General features: G+C 59.8%; 23 protein-coding genes. 15 read left to right on the top strand and 8 right to left on the bottom strand.

The window, feature by feature from the left end:
• Window positions 1-5: 5 nt before the first annotated feature.
• Window positions 6-740 (top strand): GntR family transcriptional regulator, encoded by a 735-nt coding sequence (locus BN1241_RS04755; protein WP_054952558.1) that lies wholly within the window; start codon window positions 6-8, stop codon window positions 738-740.
• 128 nt (window positions 741-868) lie between these two features.
• Here BN1241_RS04755 and BN1241_RS04750 read toward each other — a convergent pair whose 3' ends face one another.
• On the bottom strand, window positions 869-1,720 hold the full coding sequence (locus tag BN1241_RS04750) for a Cof-type HAD-IIB family hydrolase (protein WP_054952557.1): 852 nt from the start codon (window positions 1,718-1,720) through the stop codon (window positions 869-871).
• A gap of 174 nt (window positions 1,721-1,894) precedes the next feature.
• Between BN1241_RS04750 and BN1241_RS04745 the strand changes: the two genes are divergently transcribed.
• The 4 genes from BN1241_RS04745 (at window position 1,895) to BN1241_RS04730 (ending at window position 6,482) form a co-directional block, all read left to right on the top strand.
• The gene (locus BN1241_RS04745) at window positions 1,895-2,953 is read left to right on the top strand and encodes a galactitol-1-phosphate 5-dehydrogenase (RefSeq protein ID WP_147599276.1); all 1,059 of its coding nucleotides are present in this window, start codon (window positions 1,895-1,897) and stop codon (window positions 2,951-2,953) included.
• On the top strand, window positions 2,953-3,912 hold the full coding sequence (locus BN1241_RS04740) for a sugar-binding transcriptional regulator (protein WP_054952556.1): 960 nt from the start codon (window positions 2,953-2,955) through the stop codon (window positions 3,910-3,912). The genes BN1241_RS04745 and BN1241_RS04740 overlap by 1 nt, the downstream gene beginning before the upstream one ends.
• Before the next feature lie 67 nt (window positions 3,913-3,979).
• Entirely contained in the window at window positions 3,980-4,624 is a 645-nt protein-coding gene (gene deoC, locus BN1241_RS04735; RefSeq protein ID WP_187117597.1) for a deoxyribose-phosphate aldolase, read from the top strand.
• Window positions 4,625-4,811: 187 nt separating this feature from the next.
• Window positions 4,812-6,482 carry a ribulokinase gene (locus BN1241_RS04730; RefSeq protein ID WP_054952555.1) on the top strand — a complete coding sequence of 557 codons (1,671 nt, stop codon included), beginning with the start codon at window positions 4,812-4,814 and terminating at the stop codon, window positions 6,480-6,482.
• A gap of 127 nt (window positions 6,483-6,609) precedes the next feature.
• On the opposite strand, the gene BN1241_RS04725 is transcribed toward BN1241_RS04730, so the two are convergent.
• On the bottom strand, window positions 6,610-7,407 hold the full coding sequence (locus tag BN1241_RS04725) for an HAD-IIB family hydrolase (RefSeq protein ID WP_054952554.1): 798 nt from the start codon (window positions 7,405-7,407) through the stop codon (window positions 6,610-6,612).
• Window positions 7,408-7,560: 153 nt separating this feature from the next.
• Between BN1241_RS04725 and BN1241_RS04720 the strand changes: the two genes are divergently transcribed.
• Entirely contained in the window at window positions 7,561-8,361 is an 801-nt protein-coding gene (locus tag BN1241_RS04720) for a MerR family transcriptional regulator (protein ID WP_054952553.1), read from the top strand.
• Between the two features lie 238 nt (window positions 8,362-8,599).
• Here the strand turns inward: BN1241_RS04720 and glpK are convergent, their stop codons facing one another.
• Window positions 8,600-10,126 (bottom strand): glycerol kinase GlpK, encoded by a 1,527-nt coding sequence (gene glpK / locus BN1241_RS04715; protein ID WP_054952552.1) that lies wholly within the window; start codon window positions 10,124-10,126, stop codon window positions 8,600-8,602.
• 384 nt (window positions 10,127-10,510) lie between these two features.
• Between glpK and BN1241_RS04710 the strand changes: the two genes are divergently transcribed.
• Both BN1241_RS04710 and BN1241_RS04705 read left to right on the top strand, forming a co-directional pair.
• Complete coding sequence (locus tag BN1241_RS04710; RefSeq protein ID WP_054952551.1) at window positions 10,511-11,506, top strand: sugar-binding transcriptional regulator; 996 nt, start codon at window positions 10,511-10,513, stop codon at window positions 11,504-11,506.
• Between the two features lie 28 nt (window positions 11,507-11,534).
• Window positions 11,535-12,050: an amino-acid N-acetyltransferase gene (locus BN1241_RS04705; RefSeq protein ID WP_054952550.1), complete on the top strand. Its 516-nt coding sequence runs from the start codon at window positions 11,535-11,537 to the stop codon at window positions 12,048-12,050.
• A gap of 148 nt (window positions 12,051-12,198) precedes the next feature.
• Here the strand turns inward: BN1241_RS04705 and BN1241_RS04700 are convergent, their stop codons facing one another.
• Both BN1241_RS04700 and BN1241_RS04695 read right to left on the bottom strand, forming a co-directional pair.
• The gene (locus tag BN1241_RS04700; RefSeq protein WP_054952549.1) at window positions 12,199-12,588 is read right to left on the bottom strand and encodes a hypothetical protein; all 390 of its coding nucleotides are present in this window, start codon (window positions 12,586-12,588) and stop codon (window positions 12,199-12,201) included.
• Complete coding sequence (locus BN1241_RS04695) at window positions 12,585-13,448, bottom strand: HhH-GPD family protein (protein WP_054952548.1); 864 nt, start codon at window positions 13,446-13,448, stop codon at window positions 12,585-12,587. Before BN1241_RS04695 ends, BN1241_RS04700 begins: the two co-directional genes overlap by 4 nt.
• Before the next feature lie 67 nt (window positions 13,449-13,515).
• On the opposite strand from BN1241_RS04695, the gene BN1241_RS04690 reads away from it, so the two are divergent.
• Window positions 13,516-14,739 carry a hypothetical protein gene (locus BN1241_RS04690; RefSeq protein WP_054952547.1) on the top strand — a complete coding sequence of 408 codons (1,224 nt, stop codon included), beginning with the start codon at window positions 13,516-13,518 and terminating at the stop codon, window positions 14,737-14,739.
• 100 nt (window positions 14,740-14,839) lie between these two features.
• Here the strand turns inward: BN1241_RS04690 and radA are convergent, their stop codons facing one another.
• The 3 genes from radA to BN1241_RS04675 are packed head-to-tail and all read right to left on the bottom strand — an operon-like array spanning window position 14,840 to window position 18,323.
• The gene (gene radA / locus BN1241_RS04685; RefSeq protein WP_054952546.1) at window positions 14,840-16,195 is read right to left on the bottom strand and encodes a DNA repair protein RadA; all 1,356 of its coding nucleotides are present in this window, start codon (window positions 16,193-16,195) and stop codon (window positions 14,840-14,842) included.
• 43 nt (window positions 16,196-16,238) lie between these two features.
• Window positions 16,239-16,907: a potassium channel family protein gene (locus tag BN1241_RS04680; RefSeq protein WP_054952545.1), complete on the bottom strand. Its 669-nt coding sequence runs from the start codon at window positions 16,905-16,907 to the stop codon at window positions 16,239-16,241.
• A 36-nt stretch (window positions 16,908-16,943) separates the two neighbouring features.
• Window positions 16,944-18,323, bottom strand: coding sequence for a TrkH family potassium uptake protein (locus BN1241_RS04675; RefSeq protein ID WP_230198264.1), 1,380 nt, complete (start codon window positions 18,321-18,323; stop codon window positions 16,944-16,946).
• 187 nt (window positions 18,324-18,510) lie between these two features.
• Here BN1241_RS04675 and BN1241_RS04670 point away from each other — a divergent pair, with 187 nt between their 5' ends.
• The 6 genes from BN1241_RS04670 to BN1241_RS04650 all read left to right on the top strand — a co-directional run bounded on the left by BN1241_RS04670 (window position 18,511) and on the right by BN1241_RS04650 (window position 20,959).
• Entirely contained in the window at window positions 18,511-18,720 is a 210-nt protein-coding gene (locus BN1241_RS04670) for a helix-turn-helix domain-containing protein (RefSeq protein WP_054952544.1), read from the top strand.
• Window positions 18,721-18,794: 74 nt separating this feature from the next.
• Window positions 18,795-18,893: a 30S ribosomal protein bS22 gene (locus BN1241_RS12220; protein ID WP_019174583.1), complete on the top strand. Its 99-nt coding sequence runs from the start codon at window positions 18,795-18,797 to the stop codon at window positions 18,891-18,893.
• Window positions 18,894-18,939: 46 nt separating this feature from the next.
• Window positions 18,940-19,206 (top strand): glutaredoxin family protein, encoded by a 267-nt coding sequence (locus BN1241_RS04665; RefSeq protein WP_054952543.1) that lies wholly within the window; start codon window positions 18,940-18,942, stop codon window positions 19,204-19,206.
• A gap of 36 nt (window positions 19,207-19,242) precedes the next feature.
• Window positions 19,243-19,710: a MarR family winged helix-turn-helix transcriptional regulator gene (locus tag BN1241_RS04660; protein WP_054952542.1), complete on the top strand. Its 468-nt coding sequence runs from the start codon at window positions 19,243-19,245 to the stop codon at window positions 19,708-19,710.
• A gap of 38 nt (window positions 19,711-19,748) precedes the next feature.
• Window positions 19,749-20,423: a histidine phosphatase family protein gene (locus BN1241_RS04655; RefSeq protein WP_054952541.1), complete on the top strand. Its 675-nt coding sequence runs from the start codon at window positions 19,749-19,751 to the stop codon at window positions 20,421-20,423.
• Window positions 20,420-20,959: a TlpA family protein disulfide reductase gene (locus tag BN1241_RS04650; protein WP_054952540.1), complete on the top strand. Its 540-nt coding sequence runs from the start codon at window positions 20,420-20,422 to the stop codon at window positions 20,957-20,959. The genes BN1241_RS04655 and BN1241_RS04650 overlap by 4 nt, the downstream gene beginning before the upstream one ends.

Raw genomic sequence — 20,959 nt, 5'->3', positions numbered from 1 at the left:
AAACCATGAAAGACCTGCTCGATAGGGACTCGGCGATCCCGCTGTACACGCAGATTGAAACCGTGTTGAGGGAAATGCTGGCAACCAGGGAATGGAAATCGGGACAAAAAATTCCCTCAGAATCCATCCTGCAAACCCAATTCGGTGTGTCGCGCATGACCGTGCGCGGGGTGCTCAACATGCTGGCCGATGAAGGCCTTCTTCATCGCGTGCCCGGCAAGGGAACATTCGTGACCGAAACAAAAATCGCTACGCGTTCCCCCGCCTACCAGGGCATCCGCCAGCAGCTCGAAGACCGCGGTTACAGTACCGAAACGGAGATGCTGAGCTTCGAACTCGTCCGAGCACCCGAAAAGGTGCGCGCCTTCTTCGAGATTCCCGAAGGGCAGCACGTTTACGAGATCACCCGCAGACGCTTCCTCGAAAATACTCCCGTCACGATTCACCGGGCGTGGGTACGGTCCGATCTTGCTCCCGGGCTGGACCGATTCGATGTTGCCGACCGTCAGCTCTGCGAGGTGCTCAGCACCGAGTACGCACTCAACGTCAAGAACACGGATGAAGCCCTGGAAGTGGTGCGGGCGACCGAAACACAAGCCGAACTCCTGCAGTGCGAGCCGGGTGACCCGCTCCTCCTTCTGACAGATCAGTTGAGAGATGCTCAGGGCAGGCCGTTCGAGTACACGAAGCTGTACATGAAGGGCGACCGGATGAAACTCGAATTCCACTTCGAGTCCTAAAGACATGGCGTCTTAGAACTACGTTGTAGAGCTACTTGGTTCGCGAATGTTAGAGGGTGCCTCCACGATTGTGGAGGCACCCCTTACGTCTTCAACGTCTAGTGGTTTGTTGATGCCCGCTGCAGGGCTTACGCGTTTTGCTGCTTCCTGCGGTGCTCTGCCCAGAGGGTGAGGAAAGTAGCGACCGCATCGTCTTCGTTCTGGCCAATCTCGTAGTCGCAGGCCTCCTTCACGTGCGGGTAGGCGTTGCCCATGGCGACCGAGATCCCGACGTTGGGGAGCCACGACATGTCGTTTTCTGAATCGCCAATCCCGAGCGTACGCTCCGGGGTGGTACCGAGGTCTTCAAGGACGGGTGTGAGCCCGGTCCACTTGGACGTGTTGTGGTTCGTTAGCTCGTAGAACTCGGGCAGTGTCTTCACGGTGTCCGGGAACTTGTTGCGAAGGTGAGCGACCATGCCGGTCGTGTCCTCGGAGTCGATGTAGTACATGACCTTGAGGCGATTTTCCTTATCAAGATCCTCAAGATTCTCCATGAGAGTCGGGGTAAGTCCCTCATTCGGAGCCTTGAGGAGTTGGCGGGCAATGCCATCCGTTTCGGTGTAGAAGAAATCGGTGCCGAAAATGACGCCTTGAAGGTTTTCTTGACGGCCGAATTCCACGATCTCGTGGAAGTACTCATCGCTGAACGGGGAAAGGCCGATGATGGTGTCGTGATCGGTGTGGACGGTGATGGCGCCATTGCAGGCAATGACGTAACCGGAGCGATCCATCCTGCTAAAAAGCTTGCGCAGCGCGGGCGCCATGCGTCCGGAGGCGAAAACAATTTCCACTCCAGTGTCTGCAAGCTTCCGCAGTGCATCGATCGTGCGGTCGCTGACGCTCGCGTCGTCGCAGGACAGTGTGCCGTCAACGTCGAAGACGGCAACATCGATGCTGTCAATATTCTCCGGCAGCACGCCGTCAAGAAAAGTAGCCATTCTTAGACAGTAGCGGACGGTCCAGTATGCAACAAAGCCGTTCCATTTCAACAAAAGTACGCCTCAATTGCACTTATGTTGGAAACTACAACTTGCGTTGACTTTGTTGGTTGGGTGCGCATATTTTGGTTTGAGTACATGGCCGGTTAACGCTGACCGGCCGGAGGAGGAAACATGTCAAAGATGAAGGCCGTTGTGATGCATGCGGTGGGCGATATTCGTCTCGAAGAAATCGAGAAGCCCGTTGCTGGTCCCGGTGAAGTGGTCATGAAGGTCGCCGCGTGCGGTGTTTGTGGTTCGGACCTGGACCGCATGTACAAGAAGGGCCCGCACAAGCTTCCGCTCGTTTGTGGTCACGAGTTCTCGGCCTACATTCACGAGCTCGGCGAAGGTGTGGAAGGCTTCGAGGTTGGTGACCTCGTCACCGTTCCCCCAATGCTTCCCTGCTTCGAATGCCCGCCGTGCGTTCAGGGTCAGTTCTCCCTGTGCGAGAACTACGACTACTACGGCTCCCGTCGCAACGGTGCCTACGCCGAGTACGTTGCTGGCCCCGCGAACCTTCTTCTCAAGGTCCCCGCAGGACTCGATGCTCGTGCGGCCGCCATGGTCGACCCCGCAGCAATTGCCCTCCACGCCATCTGGCGCACCAAGCTGACCGCTGGCTCCCGCGTGGCGGTCATGGGTGGTGGCGGACCGATCGGTCTGTTCGCCGTCCAGTGGGCCCGCATCATGGGTGCGACCGACATCGTTGCCGTCGATGTGTCCGAGGAAAAGGCTGAGCTTGCCCGCCAGGCCGGTGCCACCACCGCGGTCTCCAGCCCCGAGCAGCTCGCCGAAATCGTTGGCGACGGCTTTGATGTTGTCGTGGAAACGACGGGCGTTCCCGCGGTTGCGGACCAGTCCGTTGGTATCGCGGCACGCCACGGTGAGGTTACCCTCATTGGCATCCCCAATGCTCCCGTGGAAATCTCGACCGCAAACTGGGCTCGTCTCATGCGTCTCGAAATCAACATTTGCGGTTCCTGGAACTCGTTCGGTGCCCCCTTCCCGGGCGCGGAATGGACGACGACCCTGGAGCACATGGCGAATGGCAACCTCAAGTGGGAATTCATGATCACCCATGAAGAACCGCTCGAGAAGGTCGCTTCCACGATCAAGGCCATGTCCGATCGCACCATACACTCGTCCAAGGTCCTCTTCTTGCCGAACGGCTCGGACCTGCCCACCAACTAATGCGCAGCGGATCCACCGAACACGAGCACGCCATGGTGCGTGCGGCGGAGCTGTACTACAACGACGGGCTCCTGCAGTCCGAAGTTGCCGACAAGCTGCGCCTTTCCCGCTGGAAGGTGGGTCGCCTGCTCGAAGAGGCACGCTCCTCGGGACTGGTGGAGATCAAGATCCATCACCCCCAGTCCCGCAGGCGCGACCTCGAAAAGAAACTGACCGAACAGTTTGACTGCAAGGAAGCCGTGGTCGTGGAAAGCCAGGCATCCAAGCCCGCCACGATGGCACTCGCGGCACGGGCGGCGGCCGACTTCCTGGTCGAGCTGCGGCCCGAACCGGAGATCGTTGGTGTTTCCTGGGGCCACACAGTTGCGGCTATCGCCGATCAGCTTCCCGACGGGGTCTTCCGGGATCCCATGATCGTCCAGCTCAACGGCGGCGCCAACTCGCTGACGGACACGGTGGATGCGGGGAGTATTATTCGGACGATCGCGGGCAAGTCCCGCGCACCCCGCACTGCCCTGCTGCCCGCCTCCGCCATCGTGCAAGATCGTGATCTCGCGCAGCGGTTGCTTGAGGATCGCAACATTGCCCGCACTCTGCAGGTCGCCTCGCAAGCCGATGTTGCGCTCTACTCGATCGGTGTTCTGTCACCCCAGTCGGTTCTTCGGCGCACGAACTGCGTCACGGCCGATGAAGTGGTGGAACTCCAGGAAGCCGGAGCGATCGGCGACATTCTCGGCCACTACATCGATCGGCACGGCAGGGTCGTGAACTTCGACCTGGACCAGCGTACGATCGGTCTCGACCTTGATCGGCTCGCCAATATCCCCAAGTCCATCGCCGTCGCGGTGGGGGAGGAGAAGAGCGGAATCACGAGAGCGACGCTGTATGCGGGGCTGTGTTCCGTCCTCGTCACCGAATCAAATGTTGCTGAACGAGTCCTGTCAGGCAACGCACTGTAATTTAGAACCCATGACCAAACGGTCTGCCCCCAGTCCGTGGGGCACCCGCCACCACTTTGGAGAAATAATGAATCCTCAAGACGTAGTCGCTATGGTCGACCACACCCTGCTCGCACCCGAAGCCACTGCGGACGATGTCCTCAAGCTGCTGGACGATGCTGAAGCACTCCAGACCTTCTCGGTCTGCGTGTCACCCACCCAGATCCCACTGCCCCGCACCACCTCCGTCAAGGTCGCCGCAGTATGCGGCTTCCCCTCCGGTGCGCACTCCGCCTCGGTCAAGGCGGCGGAAGCCAAGGAACTGGCCGATGCTGGCGTTGACGAGATCGACATGGTCATCAACGTTGGCAAGGCCAAGGAAGGCGACTTCACCTACATCCAGAACGAGATCCAGGCCGTCCGTGACGCAGCCCCGAACGTTCTCCTCAAGGTCATCATTGAGTCGGCAGCCCTGACCGATGACGAAATCGTTGCCGCCTGCAAGGCCTCCGTCGCCGCGAAGGCCGACTACGTCAAGACCTCAACCGGCTACCACAAGGCCGGTGGAGCATCTGTCGCCGCGGTCAAGCTCATGCGCGAAACCGTTGGCCCGGACATCGGTGTCAAGGCATCCGGTGGTATCCGCGACGGCAAGTTCGCAACCGAACTGATCGAAGCCGGCGCAAGCCGCCTCGGCCTGTCCGGAACCAAGCAGGTTCTCGACACCCTGTAAGAAAGAACGCTCAAGGTGGGGGCGAAAGCCCCCACCTTGTCCTACCTCCAATAACCCCAGCCAACCATCCCACCAACCCAATCAATTCACCAACCGAGTTCTGAAGGCCACTCCGGCTCGGCCCAACCCACACTGCTCACCGAGCAGAAACTCAACCCACCAACAACCACTGATCAAAGAGGATCTCATGAGTGAAAAATACGTCATCGGTATTGACTTCGGAACGCTCTCAGGCCGCGCCACCGTCGTTCGGGTCTCGGACGGCCGCGAACTCGGCAGCGCAATCATGGAATACCCGCACGGAGTTATGGACAGGACCCTGACCGCGGGCGACAACCAGCAGCTACCCCCGGACTTTGCTCTTCAGGTTCCCGCCGACTACATCGAGGTCCTCACGACCGTCGTGCCCGAGGCTGTTCGGGATGCCAACGTTGATGCCAGCAACATCATCGGTGTCGGTACCGACTTCACCTCCGCATCCACCCTCCCCACCGACGAAAACGGCGTGCCCCTGTGCGAGCGTGAAGAGTTCAAGAACAACCCACACGCCTACGTGAAAATGTGGAAGCACCACGGCGGCACCGAGCAGGCGGAGCGCGCCATCGCCATTGCCGAGGCGCGTGGCGAAATGTGGCTCGGCCGCTACGGTGGCCGTATCTCCTCCGAGATCGTCATTCCCAAGGCCCTCGAAACACTCGAGAAGGCTCCCGAAGTTTACGAATCCATGGACTACTACGTTGAGGCAGTGGACTGGATTGTGTGGCAGCTGTGCGGCAAGCTCATCCACTCCGCAGCCCCGGCCGGATACAAGGCGCTGCGTCAAAACGACCAGTTCCCCTCCGAAGAGTACTTCGCTGAACTCAACCCCCAGTTCCGCACCTTTATCGCAGACAAGTTCGACGCCCCTGTGCTTCAGCTCGGCGAACGGGCGGGCGGTCTGACGGAGGAGATGGCGGACGCACTCGGACTGCCCGCCGGCATTGCTGTCGCCGTTGGCCAGATCGATGCTCACGTGACCGCACCCGCCGCGCAGGCTGTCGAGCCGGGTCAGATGACCGCGATCATGGGTACCTCGAACGTGTACATCGTCAACGGTAAGACTGCACGTGACATCCCCGGTGTTTTCGGTATCACCAACGGCGGCATCTCCGCGGGCCTGTGGGGCTACGAGGGTGGTCAGACCGGTGTCGGTGACATTTTTGCCTGGATTGTCGACAACATTGTGCCCGGCGAATACCAGAACGAAGCAAACCGCCGCGGCATCACCGTCCACGAACTGCTGACAGAGAAGGGATCGGAACAGGAAATTGGCGAGCACGGCCTCATTGCTCTCGACTGGCACAATGGCAACCGCTCCATCCTCAACAACGGATCACTGTCGGGCACGCTGATCGGCATGACCCTCAATACCCGTCCCGAAGAGATCTACCGCGCCTACCTTGAAGCCACGGGCTTTGGGCTGCGCGTCATCATCGAGAACTTCCTCGAGCACGGCGTTGAAATCAACGAGATTGTGGCCGCGGGCGGCCTGCTCAAGAACAAGTTCCTCATGCAGATTTACGCTGACATCACCCGCATTCCCCTCTCCATCTCCGGATCCAAGCTTGCCGGCTCCCTCGGTGCCGCAATCTACGGCGCGGTTGCTGCTGGTGCGTACCCCAACGTGTACGACGCTGCCAGGGCCATGGGGTCGAAGATCGACCATGCCTACGTTCCCAACGAGGAGAATGCCAAGAAGTACGACCTGCTCTACGAGGAGTACCTGACCCTTCACGACTACTTCGGCCGCGGAGCCAACGACGTCATGTACCGCCTGAAGGAAATCCAGCGCTCCATCCATGAACGCAAGAACAACTAGCACAACGGCGACTACGTAATGGAATAACAACCACCTATGAAGCGGTTAAATCAGAGCTGATTACTGATCGGGGCGGGCTTGGTGTTATGTCAGGCTTGCCCCGATCGGTAGTGTGGATTGAGCTTACCTAACGGCTCTTTGCGAGTTCCTCGATGTAGCGGACGACTGCACCCGATTCCTGGCTACCGATAACCTCGTCGACAACGGTCTTGACCTCGGGTGAGGAGTTGTCGGGTGCAACAGAGTGCGCCATGCGAGGTAACCAGTCCAGGTCGTTACCAGAATCGCCGATACCAAGACAGTTGTTCAGATCAATGCCACGGTGGTCCGCCAGCCAGGTAAGTGCGCCCTCCTTGCCGGAACCCGGTGCCGACATCTCCGCCACCGTACCCATGGACTGAACGATGTTCGGTTGCTTTGCTCTCATGAGAGGAACCTGCTTCTCGAGAAGGTCTGGCAGTCCCCAGTACATGACCTTGATGACATCGCTCCAGTCAGCATCGTCGATGGGTTCAAAGCTGATCGGTACCTGCGAGTTGCCGTTCCTCGTGTGTTCTGCCGCTATCCCGTCCCGTTCCATGACCAGGTCGTGGGTGCGGAACAGTGCAATGTCCGCACCTGCTTCGCGGCCGATAGCGACAAGCTCGGAAATCAGGGAATCGTCCATGACCGAGCGACGCAGGATTTCGGTGCCGGGCTGCTGCGCAATCACGCCGCCGCCACCCGCCACGACATAACCGGGGATATTTGCGCCCTCGAGAACCGCCACTCCAGCATTGAGGGTTCTGCCCGTTGCGACAATGATCGTAGCTCCTGTGGCTGACAGAGCTGCCAACGCATCGAGAACATCCTGTTGGGCGTCAGTACCGATTGGGGTAAGGGTTCCATCGAGATCGAAAATGTAAGCGTCCCGGCTACGGTTCACTGCGGCTCCTTCAAGTCATGTCTGCTCAACCATCTTCTCACTACAGGGCAGGTAAGGTCGACTTGCGGGCGCCCGGTCACATGACCTGACTATTGGGCAGCAAAACCGCCATCCCGCTTGCCTTGACCCTGACGCAACGTCAGGCTGGATGCTATGAGCGTGAAAGATGAACCGGGTATGACGGTGGGGCAGGTTGCGGAGCTCGTTGGAGTGAGCGTGCGGACCTTGCATCACTGGGACGAGATTGGTCTTGCGGTGCCGAGCGCACGGTCAAGTGCCGACCATCGGCTCTATTCCGAATCGGATGTCCACCGGCTCGAAATGGTCCTCGTGTACCGCGAGACGGGAATGCCACTATCGATCATCGCTGAGGTTCTGGGTGACTCTGCGCTCGGTGAGCGCGAACATCTGAAACAGCAAAGAAAGCTTCTCGTTGCCAGGATTTCTCACCTACAGCAGAGGATCTCTGCTGTTGATCAACTGTTGAGGGAAAACGGAATGGGAAGAAAACTTACCTCCGCACAGCGAGCCGAGATTCTTGGCACCGGTTGGGATCCGGCCTGGGAAGACGAGGCCGAAGAACGCTGGGGTCATACCGAGGACTGGAAACAATCGAAGCGCAAAGTGGACGCCATGACCAGGCACGACTGGATGATGGCGAACCGTGATGTCGCCGTGCTTGAAGAAGCCCTTACGGAAGCGTTCCAGTCAGGAATTGAGCCCGGTACGGACCGAGCCAACGAACTTGCGGAACTGCATCGGGAATGGTTACAGACCTACGTGGACACGTCGATCAGTAAGCAGGTTCTCATGGCGCGCCTGTACACGGAAGACCCGCGCTTCCAATCCCACTACGATGATCGCGCCCCGGGCCTTGCCCGGTGGGTGCGAGACATCGTCGAAGCTAACGCCCGTGCAAATGGAGTGGATCCCGACACGGCCGAATGGGTGTAGCAGAACTATGCCGCAGTGGTTAGCGCAACGACTGCGGGCTAAACCCAAGGCTTGAAAGCTGTCGGCGAAACCCTGGGAAGCCGAGCGCTTTGTGGAAAAGACGACTCCTTGAGGTTGGTATCAATCTGGATGTTCTCAACGGGAATATTTGCGGACATAGATAGCGGTAGGCCCGAACAGTTTGAGCTGTTCGGGCCTACCGTCGACTATTTACTTAACGAATGGTTTGTTCAGGTGATCAGGCGTTGGCGACATCCTCATCAACCCAGTCGAAGGTGCGGGTAACGGCCTTCTTCCAGAGACGCATCTGACGTGCACGCTCGTTCTCGTCCATTTCGGGCGTCCAGCGGGAGCCTTCCTGCCAGTTGTTGATGACGTCCTGCTCGCCCTGCCAGAAGTCGACAGCGATGCCGGCCGCGTAGGCGGCACCGAGAGCGGTGGTCTCCGCAACCTTGGGAGCAACAACGTCCACGCCGAGGATGTCGGCCTGGAACTGCATGAGAGCGTTGTTGGCGATCATGCCGCCGTCAACGCGGAGCTCGGTGAGCTCAGCACCCGAGTCGGCGTTCATAGCCTCGAGAACCTCGGCAGTCTGGAAGGCGGTTGCCTCGAGGACTGCACGGGCAATGTGGCCCTTGTTGTTGAAGCGGGTGAGGCCCACAATCGCGCCGCGAGCATCGTCCTTCCAGTACGGAGCGAAGAGGCCCGAGAAGGCGGGGACGACGTAAACGCCGCCGTTGTCCTCAACGGTCTCAGCAAGGGTCTCGATTTCCGGAGCGGAATCGATCATGTTGAGGTTGTCGCGCAGCCACTGGACGAGCGAGCCCGTGACAGCGATGGAGCCCTCGAGTGCGTACACGGCCGGAGCGTCACCGATCTTGTAGCAGACGGTGGTCAGCAGGCCATTCTTGGAGGTAACGGCTTCCTGACCGGTGTTAATGAGCATGAAGTTACCGGTGCCGTAGGTGTTCTTCGCCATGCCCTTCTCGAAGCAAGCCTGGCCGAAGGTGGCTGCTTGCTGGTCACCGAGGATACCGGCGATCGGGGTGTCGATGATGAGGGTGTTCTTGGCGCCATGGCCGTAAACCTCGGAGGAGGACCTAATCTCGGGGAGCATCGACATGGGAATGCCCATGTCGGCGCAGATCTCGGAGTCCCACTCGAGCTTGCGAACATCCATGAGCATGGTGCGCGAAGCGTTGGTGACGTCGGTTGCGTGGACGCCGCCGTTGACACCACCGGTCAGGTTCCAGAGAACCCATGCGTCGGTGTTGCCGAACAGGAGGTCGCCCGCTTCAGCCTTCTCGCGTGCTCCCTCAACGTTGTCGAGGATCCACTTGATCTTCGGGCCCGAGAAGTAGGTGGCGAGCGGCAGACCGACGCGCTCCTTGTACCTATCTGCGCCTACGTCGCCGCCGAGCTCGCGTGCGATCTTGTCGGTACGGGTGTCCTGCCAAACGATGGCGTTGTAGACCGGCTGACCCGTGTTCTTGTCCCAGACAACTGCCGTCTCGCGCTGGTTGGTGATACCGACGGAGGCGATCTCGTGGCGGTTGATGTCGGCCTTACTCAGGGCCATACCAATTACCTCGCGAACGTTGTCACGGATCTCGATCGGGTCGTGCTCAACCCAGCCCGGCCTCGGGAAAATCTGCTCGTGTTCCATCTGTCCAACGGAGACGATCTCACCGGAGTGGTTGAAGATAATCGCGCGGGATGAGGTGGTTCCCTGGTCAATTGCCAATACGTACTTCTTCTCGGTCATCTTTGACGAGTTCCTTTCGTGGTGGTGAGGCCGACGCGCTGTCTGCCTTCGTGCCGAAGCGTTTGCGCCGGCACAGTTTTCAAAGGTAGTAAGTGGTGATCGTTGGCGCCAGTTGGATCTGGAGCGCTACGTTGTGGCCAGCACCCAGGGTGGGTGTGATCACATCATACTGGAAAAAGTGTGCCAGCAATGAACTGCATCGCATAAGCTGTGAACGTACGTGCATGCCGCCTTCAGTTTTTCGCAACGACGTGTTTACGGGAGAATGGCGCGGGAAACTGGGTGTAGGGGCCCGCTCATCGGCGAGTAACTCTACGTGGCAGTATGCTTATGCAGGAGGAACAATAATGATCCTGCCGAGAAGATGCTAAGAGGAGAGTTAGGTTGTCCGAGGATCGTCGGAGAATTGCCTACGAGGCGGCCGTGCTGCACTACGTGCAGGGGGAAACGATGGAAACGGTTGCTCGGCGCCTCGGGGTGTCACGTTCGACCGTCTCACGACTCATTTCTCTAGCCCGTGACGAGGGGCTCGTGCGCATCAGTTTGCACCCGCCCACCGAGAACTCGGATTCGCTCTCGGCACGGATCTCGGAAGTCTTTGGGATCACCGCTCACGTTGTTCCCGTCTCACCCACGTCAACCGACGTGCGCCGACTGGATGCGGTCGCAACCGTGGCCGGCGCGATCATCTCGGATCTTGTGAAGCCCGGACACACGATCGGCGTTGCCTGGGGTACGACCATTTCCGCGGTCACCGATCACCTGTCCCCGCGTCCCGCCCCCGGTTCCATCGTGGTTCAGCTCAATGGTGCAGCTAATTCCTCCACCACTGGCATTCCCTACGCCGGTCAAATCATCGACTCCTTCGGTAAGGCCTTCGGTGCGACGGTGCGGCACTTCCCGGTTCCCGCCTTCTTTGACTACGCGGAGACGCGGGAAGCCATGTGGCGCGAGCGGTCACTGGTCGCGGTTCGGGAACTGCAGCAGACCACGGACATTGCGGTCTTCGGTGTTGGTTCCTTCAACTCCCCGCTCGCCTCCCACGTTTACGTGGGCGGCTACCTGTCACCCCACGACATTTCTATTCTCCGCGCGGAGGGCGTCGTTGGTGACGTCTGTACCGTCCTGCTGCGCCCCGACGGCTCGTACGAAGACATTGAGATCAACAAGCGAGCCACCGGCCCAACCCCCGGTGAGCTTCGCAAGATTCCCCGCCGTATCTGCGTGGTTGCTGGCGCCTCGAAGGTCCTTCCCCTGCACGGGGCGCTCCTGGCGAGAGCCGTCACGGACCTGATTATTGATGAGGGGGCGGCCTGGAAGCTCCTCGACCTGGCTGGCGGTCAGCGCAAGCGCGTGGGTCTTGGCGTCAAAGAATCCTAGGATCTTGGGCACGGACTAGACTGGCCTGATGATCAACATCATTCCTGCACTGCCCAGTCACGTTCGTGCCATTGCAAAGCTTGTTGAACCGCTCGCGCAGGAACGCGTCCTCATTTCCAAGGACCTCATCGACTATTTCGAGGACGTGCAGGAGTTCTTCGTGGCGCTCGACGGTGACACCGTCATCGGGTGCGGCGCCCTCCATGTGCTCTGGGAAGACATCGCCGAGATTCGTACCCTCGCGGTGAGCCCGGACTATCAGAATCGGGGAGTGGGCCGCGACATCTACCTTGCCCTTGAGGCGAAAGCCTACGAGCTCGAACTGCGCAGGCTGTTCTGCCTTACATTCGAAACTCGGTTCTTCCGGAGCCTCGGCTTCGTAGAGATCCAGGGCACGCCGGTTGGTGAGAACGTTTATGCTGAAATGCTGCGTTCGCACGATGATGGCATGGCGGAGTTCCTCGAACTCGCTCGAGTCAAACCCAATACGCTCGGCAACTCCCGCATGCTCAAAGAGCTCGGCCGCCCCGTATCAGAAATCTGACCCTGCACTATCCAGCGTTCCGATTAGCTTGTCCCAAATAACTGGGCAACTTGTCCCTAATACCTGGCGATGCTTGCCAAACGGCTGACAGGTGGCGTGTGCAGGCGTTCGGGGTTACGTTTCCAATAGAAGTGGCGGGCCTAGGTTTCTAGTTCTGCCTGCCGAGCTGATCGGATACGAACCGGGCACCGACTGGGCCCTGGATGGCGACAAGGCCTAGGATGAGGGCAGTGATCGGGTCGATCGTGATGGCAGCAACGATCAAGACAACAATGATTGTTGCCAGGGTGCCGTACGAGACGTACTTCCAAAGCCGGGGAGCAAAGTCAGCGAGATTTGGGTCTTTCGATCGGGAAATCACGATGATTCCGCCGAGCGTGAGGCCGAGCGTTGCGACGGAGGGAATGGCAGGAGCCCACGAGCGGTTCTGGGTTGGGGTGAACTCGTAAAGAATCAGTCCGATAATCGACAGGATCAGGCCCAGCACGACAAGGCCGGTGGACCACAAAATAATGCGATGATTCGGGATACGGTTCATGGCTTTAGGCTACCGGGAAGTGCCACCCGATCACCCAATCGTTCAACCAACCCGTCCTCGAGCAAGCCGGCCAATGCAAGCTCCGCCTGCGACGGATCGGCGGCAATGAGCTCGGAGACGGGCAGGGGATGGTCGGAGTCGCGCAGTGCACCCATGATCTTCCCCCGTGACTGCCGTAGTGTCCCTTCCCAGGCCTGGGTTTTCCGGCGGGAAGCGTGCTGATCGGGAGGATAGCCCAGTTCCCGCCACCCGCACCGGTCAATGAGGGGACATTCGGTACAGCGAGGGGAGCGGGCAGTGCATACGAGTGCGCCGAGCTCCATGACCGCCGCATTCCACACCACGGATTCTGCTGTGTCTTCGGGAAGTAGGGACAGGGCTCGCTCCCGCTCCGGCTTGGTCAGGGTGGGTGAGGGGAGGGCTTCGCCGTGGATTCTGCCAATGACTCGCCTAATGTTCGTGTCCAGAACGAGGGCGCGTTTATGGAATCCGAACGCGAGTATTGCAGCTGCCGTGTATGCCCCAATTCCCGGTAGGGCGAGCAGCTCCTCCTCGGTGTCGGGGACTTCGCCGTCATGGCGTTCGACGATGACCTGTGCGCAGTCTCTCATGCGAAGTGCGCGCCTTGGATAGCCGAGGGACTTCCATGCCCTCAACACTTCTTCCGGACTTGATTGGGCCATGGCAGACGGTGTTGGCCAGTGCTGTGTCCACTCGGTCCATGCCGGTAGCACACGGGCAATCGGGGTTTGTTGGCTCATCACCTCGCAGATAAGGATGTGCCAGGGCGGGGTGTTCTCCTCCCGCCACGGCAGATCCCTGCCGTGCTGATCAAACCACCAAGCCAACTCGTCAAACATCGACCCCAGTGTGCCACAGTGGCGTGCGCTTCCAGCATTTTTGTCTCCGGGGCCGTAAATTGGTTGGGTGAAGGATTCTGAGGACCGCGGTCAAGGCAAGAACCGGGACAGGCAAGGTCCGCCCTCGAAGGCGGGCCGGTCCGGACGTGCCCGCAGCCAGAACTTCTCATCGGCTGACGAGATCCCAGGAACCCTGCCACGCAATGGCGGGAAAGCGAAGCCTTCCCCCAAGCGCACCACAACCACTCGGGTAACGTCCTCCGATATTCCTGGAACCCTGTCCGACAAACCTGCTCCCAAGCAGCAGTTCTCCCTGCGCACCAAGGCTAGTGGGCAACAGGCTGGAGCGTCTGCAAACCGTTCCCAGCAGACAGGGAAGAAGAAGGGCGGCAGGCAGCAGGTACGCAGTCAGGGCCAAGGGGCCAGATTACGGGGCGGAAGTGCCGCTTCCGGTGCGAGCCGTAAGCCAACGCCTGCTCAACGCAATTCGACCCGCCCCAAGAAGGCCGCGGTAGGTGCCTCCACGGGTTCGTTTGTTAACTCGATTAAGGGCCGCATCGGGCTCGGTGGGAGCACCAAGCGTGCCTATACCCCAGAGGATGAACGCCGCAAGCGTCTACTTGTCTCGGTCGTCGTCATCATTATCATCGCGGTCCTCATTGTTGGCGCCAGCATCTACCTATATGCGCAGCTCAATAAACGTGGCGAGCAGATCGTTGCCGAAACTGAGAAGGACACGTTCGAGGTAGTTCCCTGTGAGCCGGGCATGCTGGACATGGAAATGAACCGCACCGGGAGCGTGGCCGGTAACCCCGTATCTTTCGGGATCACGATGACAAACAATGGCGATCAGCCCTGCTCGCTCGATACCGGCACAAGTAATCTGGTTCTCGAAGTGACCTCCGGTAACGACAGCATCTGGGCTTCCAACCACTGCGTTGAGGATGGTCCGTCCCGCATGTACGTCTTCGGCCCCGGAGTCTCCTCAACGGTGGATGTGCACTGGTCGGGAGCGCGCTCCACGACCGACTGCGCGAGCGGACTCCCGGCACCCAACCCCGGCACCTACGTGGTCAAGGGCTACGTGGACGGAACAGAATTTCCCGAGCTACGCGACTCCTTTGTTCTCACCGACTCAAACGGTATTGCTCCCGCCGAGGAAGCACCCTCTGAAGAACCCGAAGAGGCAACCGGTGAGGAAGAAGCTGAAGAGCAGCCGACAGACGAGCCGACCGAGGAAGCCACCACGATCGAGCCACCGCCCGAGGACCACGAGTACGTTCCAGACTGATCAATATCAGAACAGCAGGAATAGGGCGAATAGTGGGCGAGCAGAAGAGTTAACGCACGCGGCAGGTAACTGGCAAGTGGCTTCTGCTCGCTCTTTGCCGTTAGTCGATGGGTAGTACCTGACGAACCGCGGTCGCGACATCGGGAACCTGTGCCACCTGCATGCCCTTCGGAATCTTCACGTCGGCACCTGCTGGGATGAGGGCCTTCGTGAAGCCGAGGCGTACCGCTTCCCCGAGGCGCTGTTCCAGCCCGACAATGGGCCGCACCTCGCCCGTGAGCGCAACTTCCCCGAGGGCGATCACACCGGGTGCGAGGGGCAGGTCGGCAACTGCCGAGGCCAGGGATAGTGCTGCCGCCAAGTCCGTTGATGGCTCGGTTGCCCTGGCGCCGCCGATGGTGGAAACGAAAATATCCTTGCGGTCCAGGTCGACTCCCAGGCGTGATTGGAGCACGGCCACGGTCATCGCTACCCTCGATGAGTCAACGCCGGAGGTGGTGCGGCGGGGCGGGCCGGCAGGGGCAACCGCTAGAGACTGGATCTCGACCGGCATGGGACGCCTACCCTCGAGGGTGATGGTGACACAGGTGCCGGGAACGGTGCGGGCGCGATCCGAAAGGAACAGTCCCGAAGGATCTGGTAGCTCCTCGATGCCATCATCGACCAGTTCGAAGCAGCCGACTTCGTCAGTTGGTCCGTAACGGTTCTTGACGGCGCGAACCATGCGGAGGCGGGAGTGCCGGTCACCGTCGAATTGGCAGACCACGTCAACGAGATGCTCGAGAACGCGTGGGCCCGCGATCGAGCCATCCTTGGTGACATGCCCAACGAGAAGTACGGGAAGATTGCGAGTCTTCGCAAGATTGACGAGACCGGCCGTGACTGCTCGCACCTGGGAGACGCTGCCGGCGGCACCGTCAACGTTCGTATCCATGATGGTTTGAACTGAGTCGATGATGAGCATGCTCGGCTGAGCAGCATCCACGTGCCCAATGATGGTCGACAGGTCGGCCTCGGCAGCAAGGTGCAGGCCGTCTGTCATGGCACCGATGCGTTCGGCACGTAGCCGCACCTGGGATGCCGATTCCTCACCGGAAATGTAGAGGACGGGGCGGGTGTTGATGCGGGAGATCTGAGCCGCAACATCGAGTAGGAGAGTGGATTTGCCGACCCCGGGTTCACCGGCGAGAAGAATGACGGCGCCGGGAACGAGCCCGCCCCCAAGTACCCGGTCGAGTTCACCCACGCCGGTCGTGGCACGTTCGCTCGTGGTGCCCTGCACCTGCGTAATCGGCACGGCCGGTGAGGCGGGTGTGAGTGACTTTGCGGACGTTGTGGGGGTGGGGCGGTTCTCCACCATCGTGCCCCAGTCATTGCACTGAGCGCACTTACCCACCCATTTGCTGGTCTCCCAGCCACACTCTGAGCACGTAAAAGACGTCCGTATTTTTGCCATGGTTCGAGGTTAGCGAATGATGGTGGCGAAACGCGGCACGGATTTATTGGCGGGCAGCGAACTCGTCGAGGAGTTCAACATTGCCCGAGACAATAATGAGATCGTCCTCGCCGATGAGGGTTTCGGACGTGGCGTACTCAAAGGGCTCGTGCGGTGACTTCACGCCCAAGATATTCACCCCGTAGCGCTCGCGGACCTTCGATTCACCGATGGTGAAGCCGCGCAGCTCGAGCGGGGGACGCATTTTGACGATCGTGAAGTTGTCCTCCATCTCGATGTAGTCGATCATTCGGCCCGCCACCATGTGAGCCACGCGCCGACCAGCATCGTATTCCGGGAAGACCCTGCGGTGCGCACCAATCTTTTCCAGGATGCGTCCGTGGTCACGGGATGTTGCCTTGGCCCAAATCTCAGGGATCCCCATCTCCACCAGGTTTGCTGCCGTGAGCACGGAGGCTTCGAGGCTGGAGCCGATCCCAACAACGGCCACGTTAAAGTCCCTAGCACCGAGCTGCTCGAGAGCGTCCTTTGAGGTGGCGTCAGCTTCGATCACGGTGAAGCGGTGCGACCACTGGTTCGCAAGTAGCGGGTCCTTTTCGACCGCGAGGACCTCGCGGCCCTGATCGGCAAGCGTGAGTGCGACAGCAGAACCGAAGCGACCCAGTCCCACTACGAGAACAGCGCCGAGACGGCCCTGAGATTTACGTGCCATGAAACACCTCCGCCACAATCATAGGGGCATGTGAGATCAGCCAATGATCGGACTTTCCTCCGTGTACCGGATCTGACGTTGACGCTCCCTCATAGCAAGCGCCGCAGCGAGCGTCATCGTACCCACGCGGCCGGTGAACATGAGGGCAATAAGAACGAACTTGGCCGCGGTGGGGAGCCCCGGAGTGATCCCGAGAGACAGACCGCAGGTCGCAAAGGCCGAAATTGCTTCGAACAGGACCGTTTCGAGGGGGAGGTCGGTGGTGTGGAGGAGGAGCAGAGTGCCCACGCCGACAAGGGTCGCGCCCAGGAAGGCCGCTGAGATTGCGAGCCTCAGGGTGCTGCTCGGGATCCGCTTATTGAAGGCAACAATGTCCCGGTCTCCTCGGGCTTCCGCCATGATGGCGAGCACGAGCACTGCAAACGTTGCAACCTTGATACCTCCCGCGGTGGATGCGGACCCGCCACCAACGAACATGAGGGCATTGAAAACAAACAGGGTGCTGCCCGACACCCCGGACAGGTCGATCGTGTTGATCCCGGAGGACCGAATGGTTGTGCCGTGGAGGATGCCGGCCAGAATCTTGTCATCCCCGTTAAGCCCGCCGAGACTGTTCGGATTGCCCCATTCGAACACGAAGATCGCGGCAATGCCACCCAACCACAGGAGCAGATAGGTAGTGATTGTGAGCTTGGAATGGAGGGTGAGAAACCGGGGTCTTCTCCAGTTGTGGTAAACATCCCGGATCACGGGGAAACCAATCGCACCCATGATCGTGCCCACGATGATGGGGATGCAGAAGAGCCAGTCGCCAACCATGGGCCCAATCCCACCCTCAACGATGACGAAGCCACCGTTGTTGAAGATCGAGACCGCCATGAACATCGAATGCCAGATCGCCTCAAGAAGCGGCTCACCCATGCTCAGGAACGAGGGCATGAGGGCGATCGTGAGGAAGAGCTCGATCGACAGCGATGCGACAAGGACCGCGGTCAGGAGGGAACCGACCTCGCCAAGGCGAGATTTTGTTTCGTTGGCTGCCAGCAGGCGCTGCGTGAGCCCGATCCGGTGCGAGACTGCCCGGCCCAGAATCGAGGCAAAAGTCATGATTCCCAAACCGCCGATCATCATCGAGATCATGATGACGACGTGTCCGAAACCGGTCCATGCGGTTGCCGTATCCACAACCGACAGTCCGGTCACGGAGACGGCGGATGTTGCAGTGAAGAATGCGTCGATGATGGAGGCGCCGCCCGGCCCCGAATAAGCAAAGGGGAGGGACAGGAGGAGCGTGGCGGTTGCGATAATGCCCGCGAAGACAATGAGAGCGAGACGGGCGGGACGCTCCTGAGCCAGCTGGTCAATGTAGGAGCGTACCCCCTGAGCGCGGGATTTATCGTGTCCTTGGCGTGGCACGGGCACCTCCTTCACCGAATAGGGCACTTTGAAGGCTACTCTCTCCTTGATAATTCGGGAGGATGAATCACGTAACACAGCGAAATTAGTCGGCAAATATGCCGGTTGTCCCCTATGATGATCAAGAGCATAACTCCCGAAGCTGCTACCGCTCTATACGCGGCTTCACACACGAGATCGGAAACGTATGTCGCAAGTGCCTTCCTCAGCGCCGCAATTTATGACGGTCGCTGAAGTTGCTGAGCTCGCACGCGTGTCAAGAATGACGGTGTACCGTATGGTCCACTCCGGCGAGCTTCCTGCCGTGCGGGTAGGAAACTCCTACCGGGTGCCGACAGATGCGGTTGATGAATTGCTCTCAAAAACTGCCTACGATGCGGACGAACGTCACGCTTAGGCGGAAATAGCGGTAGGATATCCGGGTGACCATTGGCGAAGGAGTGTTCGCCGTTCCGACATTGGAGGTAACCATTGGGTTCCGTAGTTAAGAAGCGCCGCAAGCGCATGTCCAAGAAAAAGCACCGTAAGCTGCTTCGCAAGACACGCCACCAGCGCCGCAACAAGAAGTAAGCATCGTGGGTCCGGTTTCTCCGGGCCCACAGCTGTCAGGACACACATGTACACGCTCGTTGTTCGGCAAGGATGCCACCTGTGCGAGCAGGCCGAAATCTCGCTTTCCCAACTCGAATCCGAAACCGGGCTCGAATGGCGCAGCGTCGATATTGACTCTGACACTAGACTCGCCAGCTATTCGGATATCCTCCCCGTGCTACTCGAGGGGGAGAAAATGAAGGCGTCGCTCACGTCCTCGAAGGCTGCGCTCGCGAGAGCTACGCGGCCCGGGATGATCACCCGAATCAAGAATAGTTTACAGTTGAACTAAATTTGGTAGACTGTCTCCTTGAGGAAGGAGAAGGGTATGTCGGAAAATAAATCGATCTGGCTCGAACCGGACGAGCAGGTTGCTTGGCGCAACTATTTGCGCGGCTCGGCCCGCCTCAATGCCCAAATCGGCCACGATATGTTGGAGAACAACGGTCTGACGCTCAACAAGTACGAGGTTCTCGTGCGCCTGTCCGAGTCGGATGGCTGGTCGATGCGCATGTCGGATCTCGCAGATGATCTCATTCACTCTCGCAGCCGCCTCACCCGCACCGTTGCCTCCCTTGAGGAGGAGGGTTACGTGGTGCGTGAGACCTGTGCGAAGGATGGGCGGGGCAGGATCTGCCGGATGACGGATGCGGGCTACGACCTGCTGAAGAGCCTCGCTCCCGACCACGTCCGTTCGGTACGTACCCACCTCCTTGAGAAGATCGGTCACGACGACCTCATTACGCTCGGACGCATCATGTCGACGCTGCTTGAGGATCCTGCCACACTGGACTGACGTTCCTGATTCCCAGGCTCGTATGGCACTGTTGACTTATGGAATTGACGACCGTTCATCTCGTACGCCACGGCGAAGTCGATAACCCCACCGGGATCCTCTATGGTCGCCGACCCGGCTTTCACCTGACCGAACTTGGCCTGGCCATGGGAGAGGAAGTGGGGAAGGCCTTCTCGGAGGGCCACGATGTTCGCTACGTGGCATCATCACCGCTCGAACGCGCTCAGGAAACCGCGGCCCCGACGGCCCGTGTAGCAGGCGTCGACACGGTCATTGATGATCGCCTGATCGAGGCGGGAAACAAGTTCGAGGGCGTGGCCGTCAATAAGAACCGTCTCGTTCTCGCTCATCCCCGCTATTACTCCTGGTACGCAAACCCGTTCGAGCCGTCTTGGGGCGAGCCCTACACGAACGTGGTGCGCCGCATGAGCGGAGCTATCGGAAAGGCCCTCACGGAGGCCCGCGGGGGAGAAGCCGTCCTGTTCAGCCACCAGTTGCCGATCTGGACGATGCGGCGCTTCGTAGAACGCAAGTGGCTCGCACACGATCCGCGCAAGAGACAGTGTGCCCTTGCATCCGTCACCTCGCTCACCTTTGCCGACAGTCAGCTCCTAGCCCTTGACTACTGGGAGCCCGCGGCCGACCTCGTGGCGATTGCTGCCGACATGGTGCCCGGAACCTCAGCCGCCGCCGAAGCAAAGGGTGACGAGTGAAGAGAGCATACTCCCTGATGCTTCTCCTGCCCCTGCTGGCTGCGTGCTCGTCAACGCTTGATGCGGGGGCCGAGTACGAGGGCGGGGACGCCAACTACGTTATGTGGGACGAGTCGGAACGGACCGATCCGGTGACCGCCTCCGGCACCACTTTCGATGGCACGGAACTGTCTCTGGAGGACCTGCGGGGCGAAGTTGTAGTTATTAATACGTGGTATGCGGCGTGCCCGCCCTGCCGTGCGGAAGCTGCCGATCTCAACGCGATCGCGGAAGACTACGAGGGCCAGGTGACCGTCCTTGGCGTGAACGTCCGTGACAATGCGGCCACCGCCCAGGCATTCGAACGCTCCTTTGGCACACCCTACGAATCGATTGATGGCTCGGATGGGAACTTCATCGCCGACCTCGAAGGCACGGTGCCACTGCAGGCGGTTCCCACGACCCTGATCATTGATGCCGAAGGCCGGCCCGCAGCCCGCTTCATCGGCCAAATCAACCCCGAGATCGTGCGAGGCATGATTGATGACACCCTGTGA

The organism is Flaviflexus massiliensis (assembly GCF_001375495.1).
Lineage (GTDB): Bacteria > Actinomycetota > Actinomycetes > Actinomycetales > Actinomycetaceae > Flaviflexus > Flaviflexus massiliensis.
The sequence above is the reverse complement of the archived record's forward strand: the minus strand, read 5'-3'. Positions and strand labels throughout refer to the sequence as shown.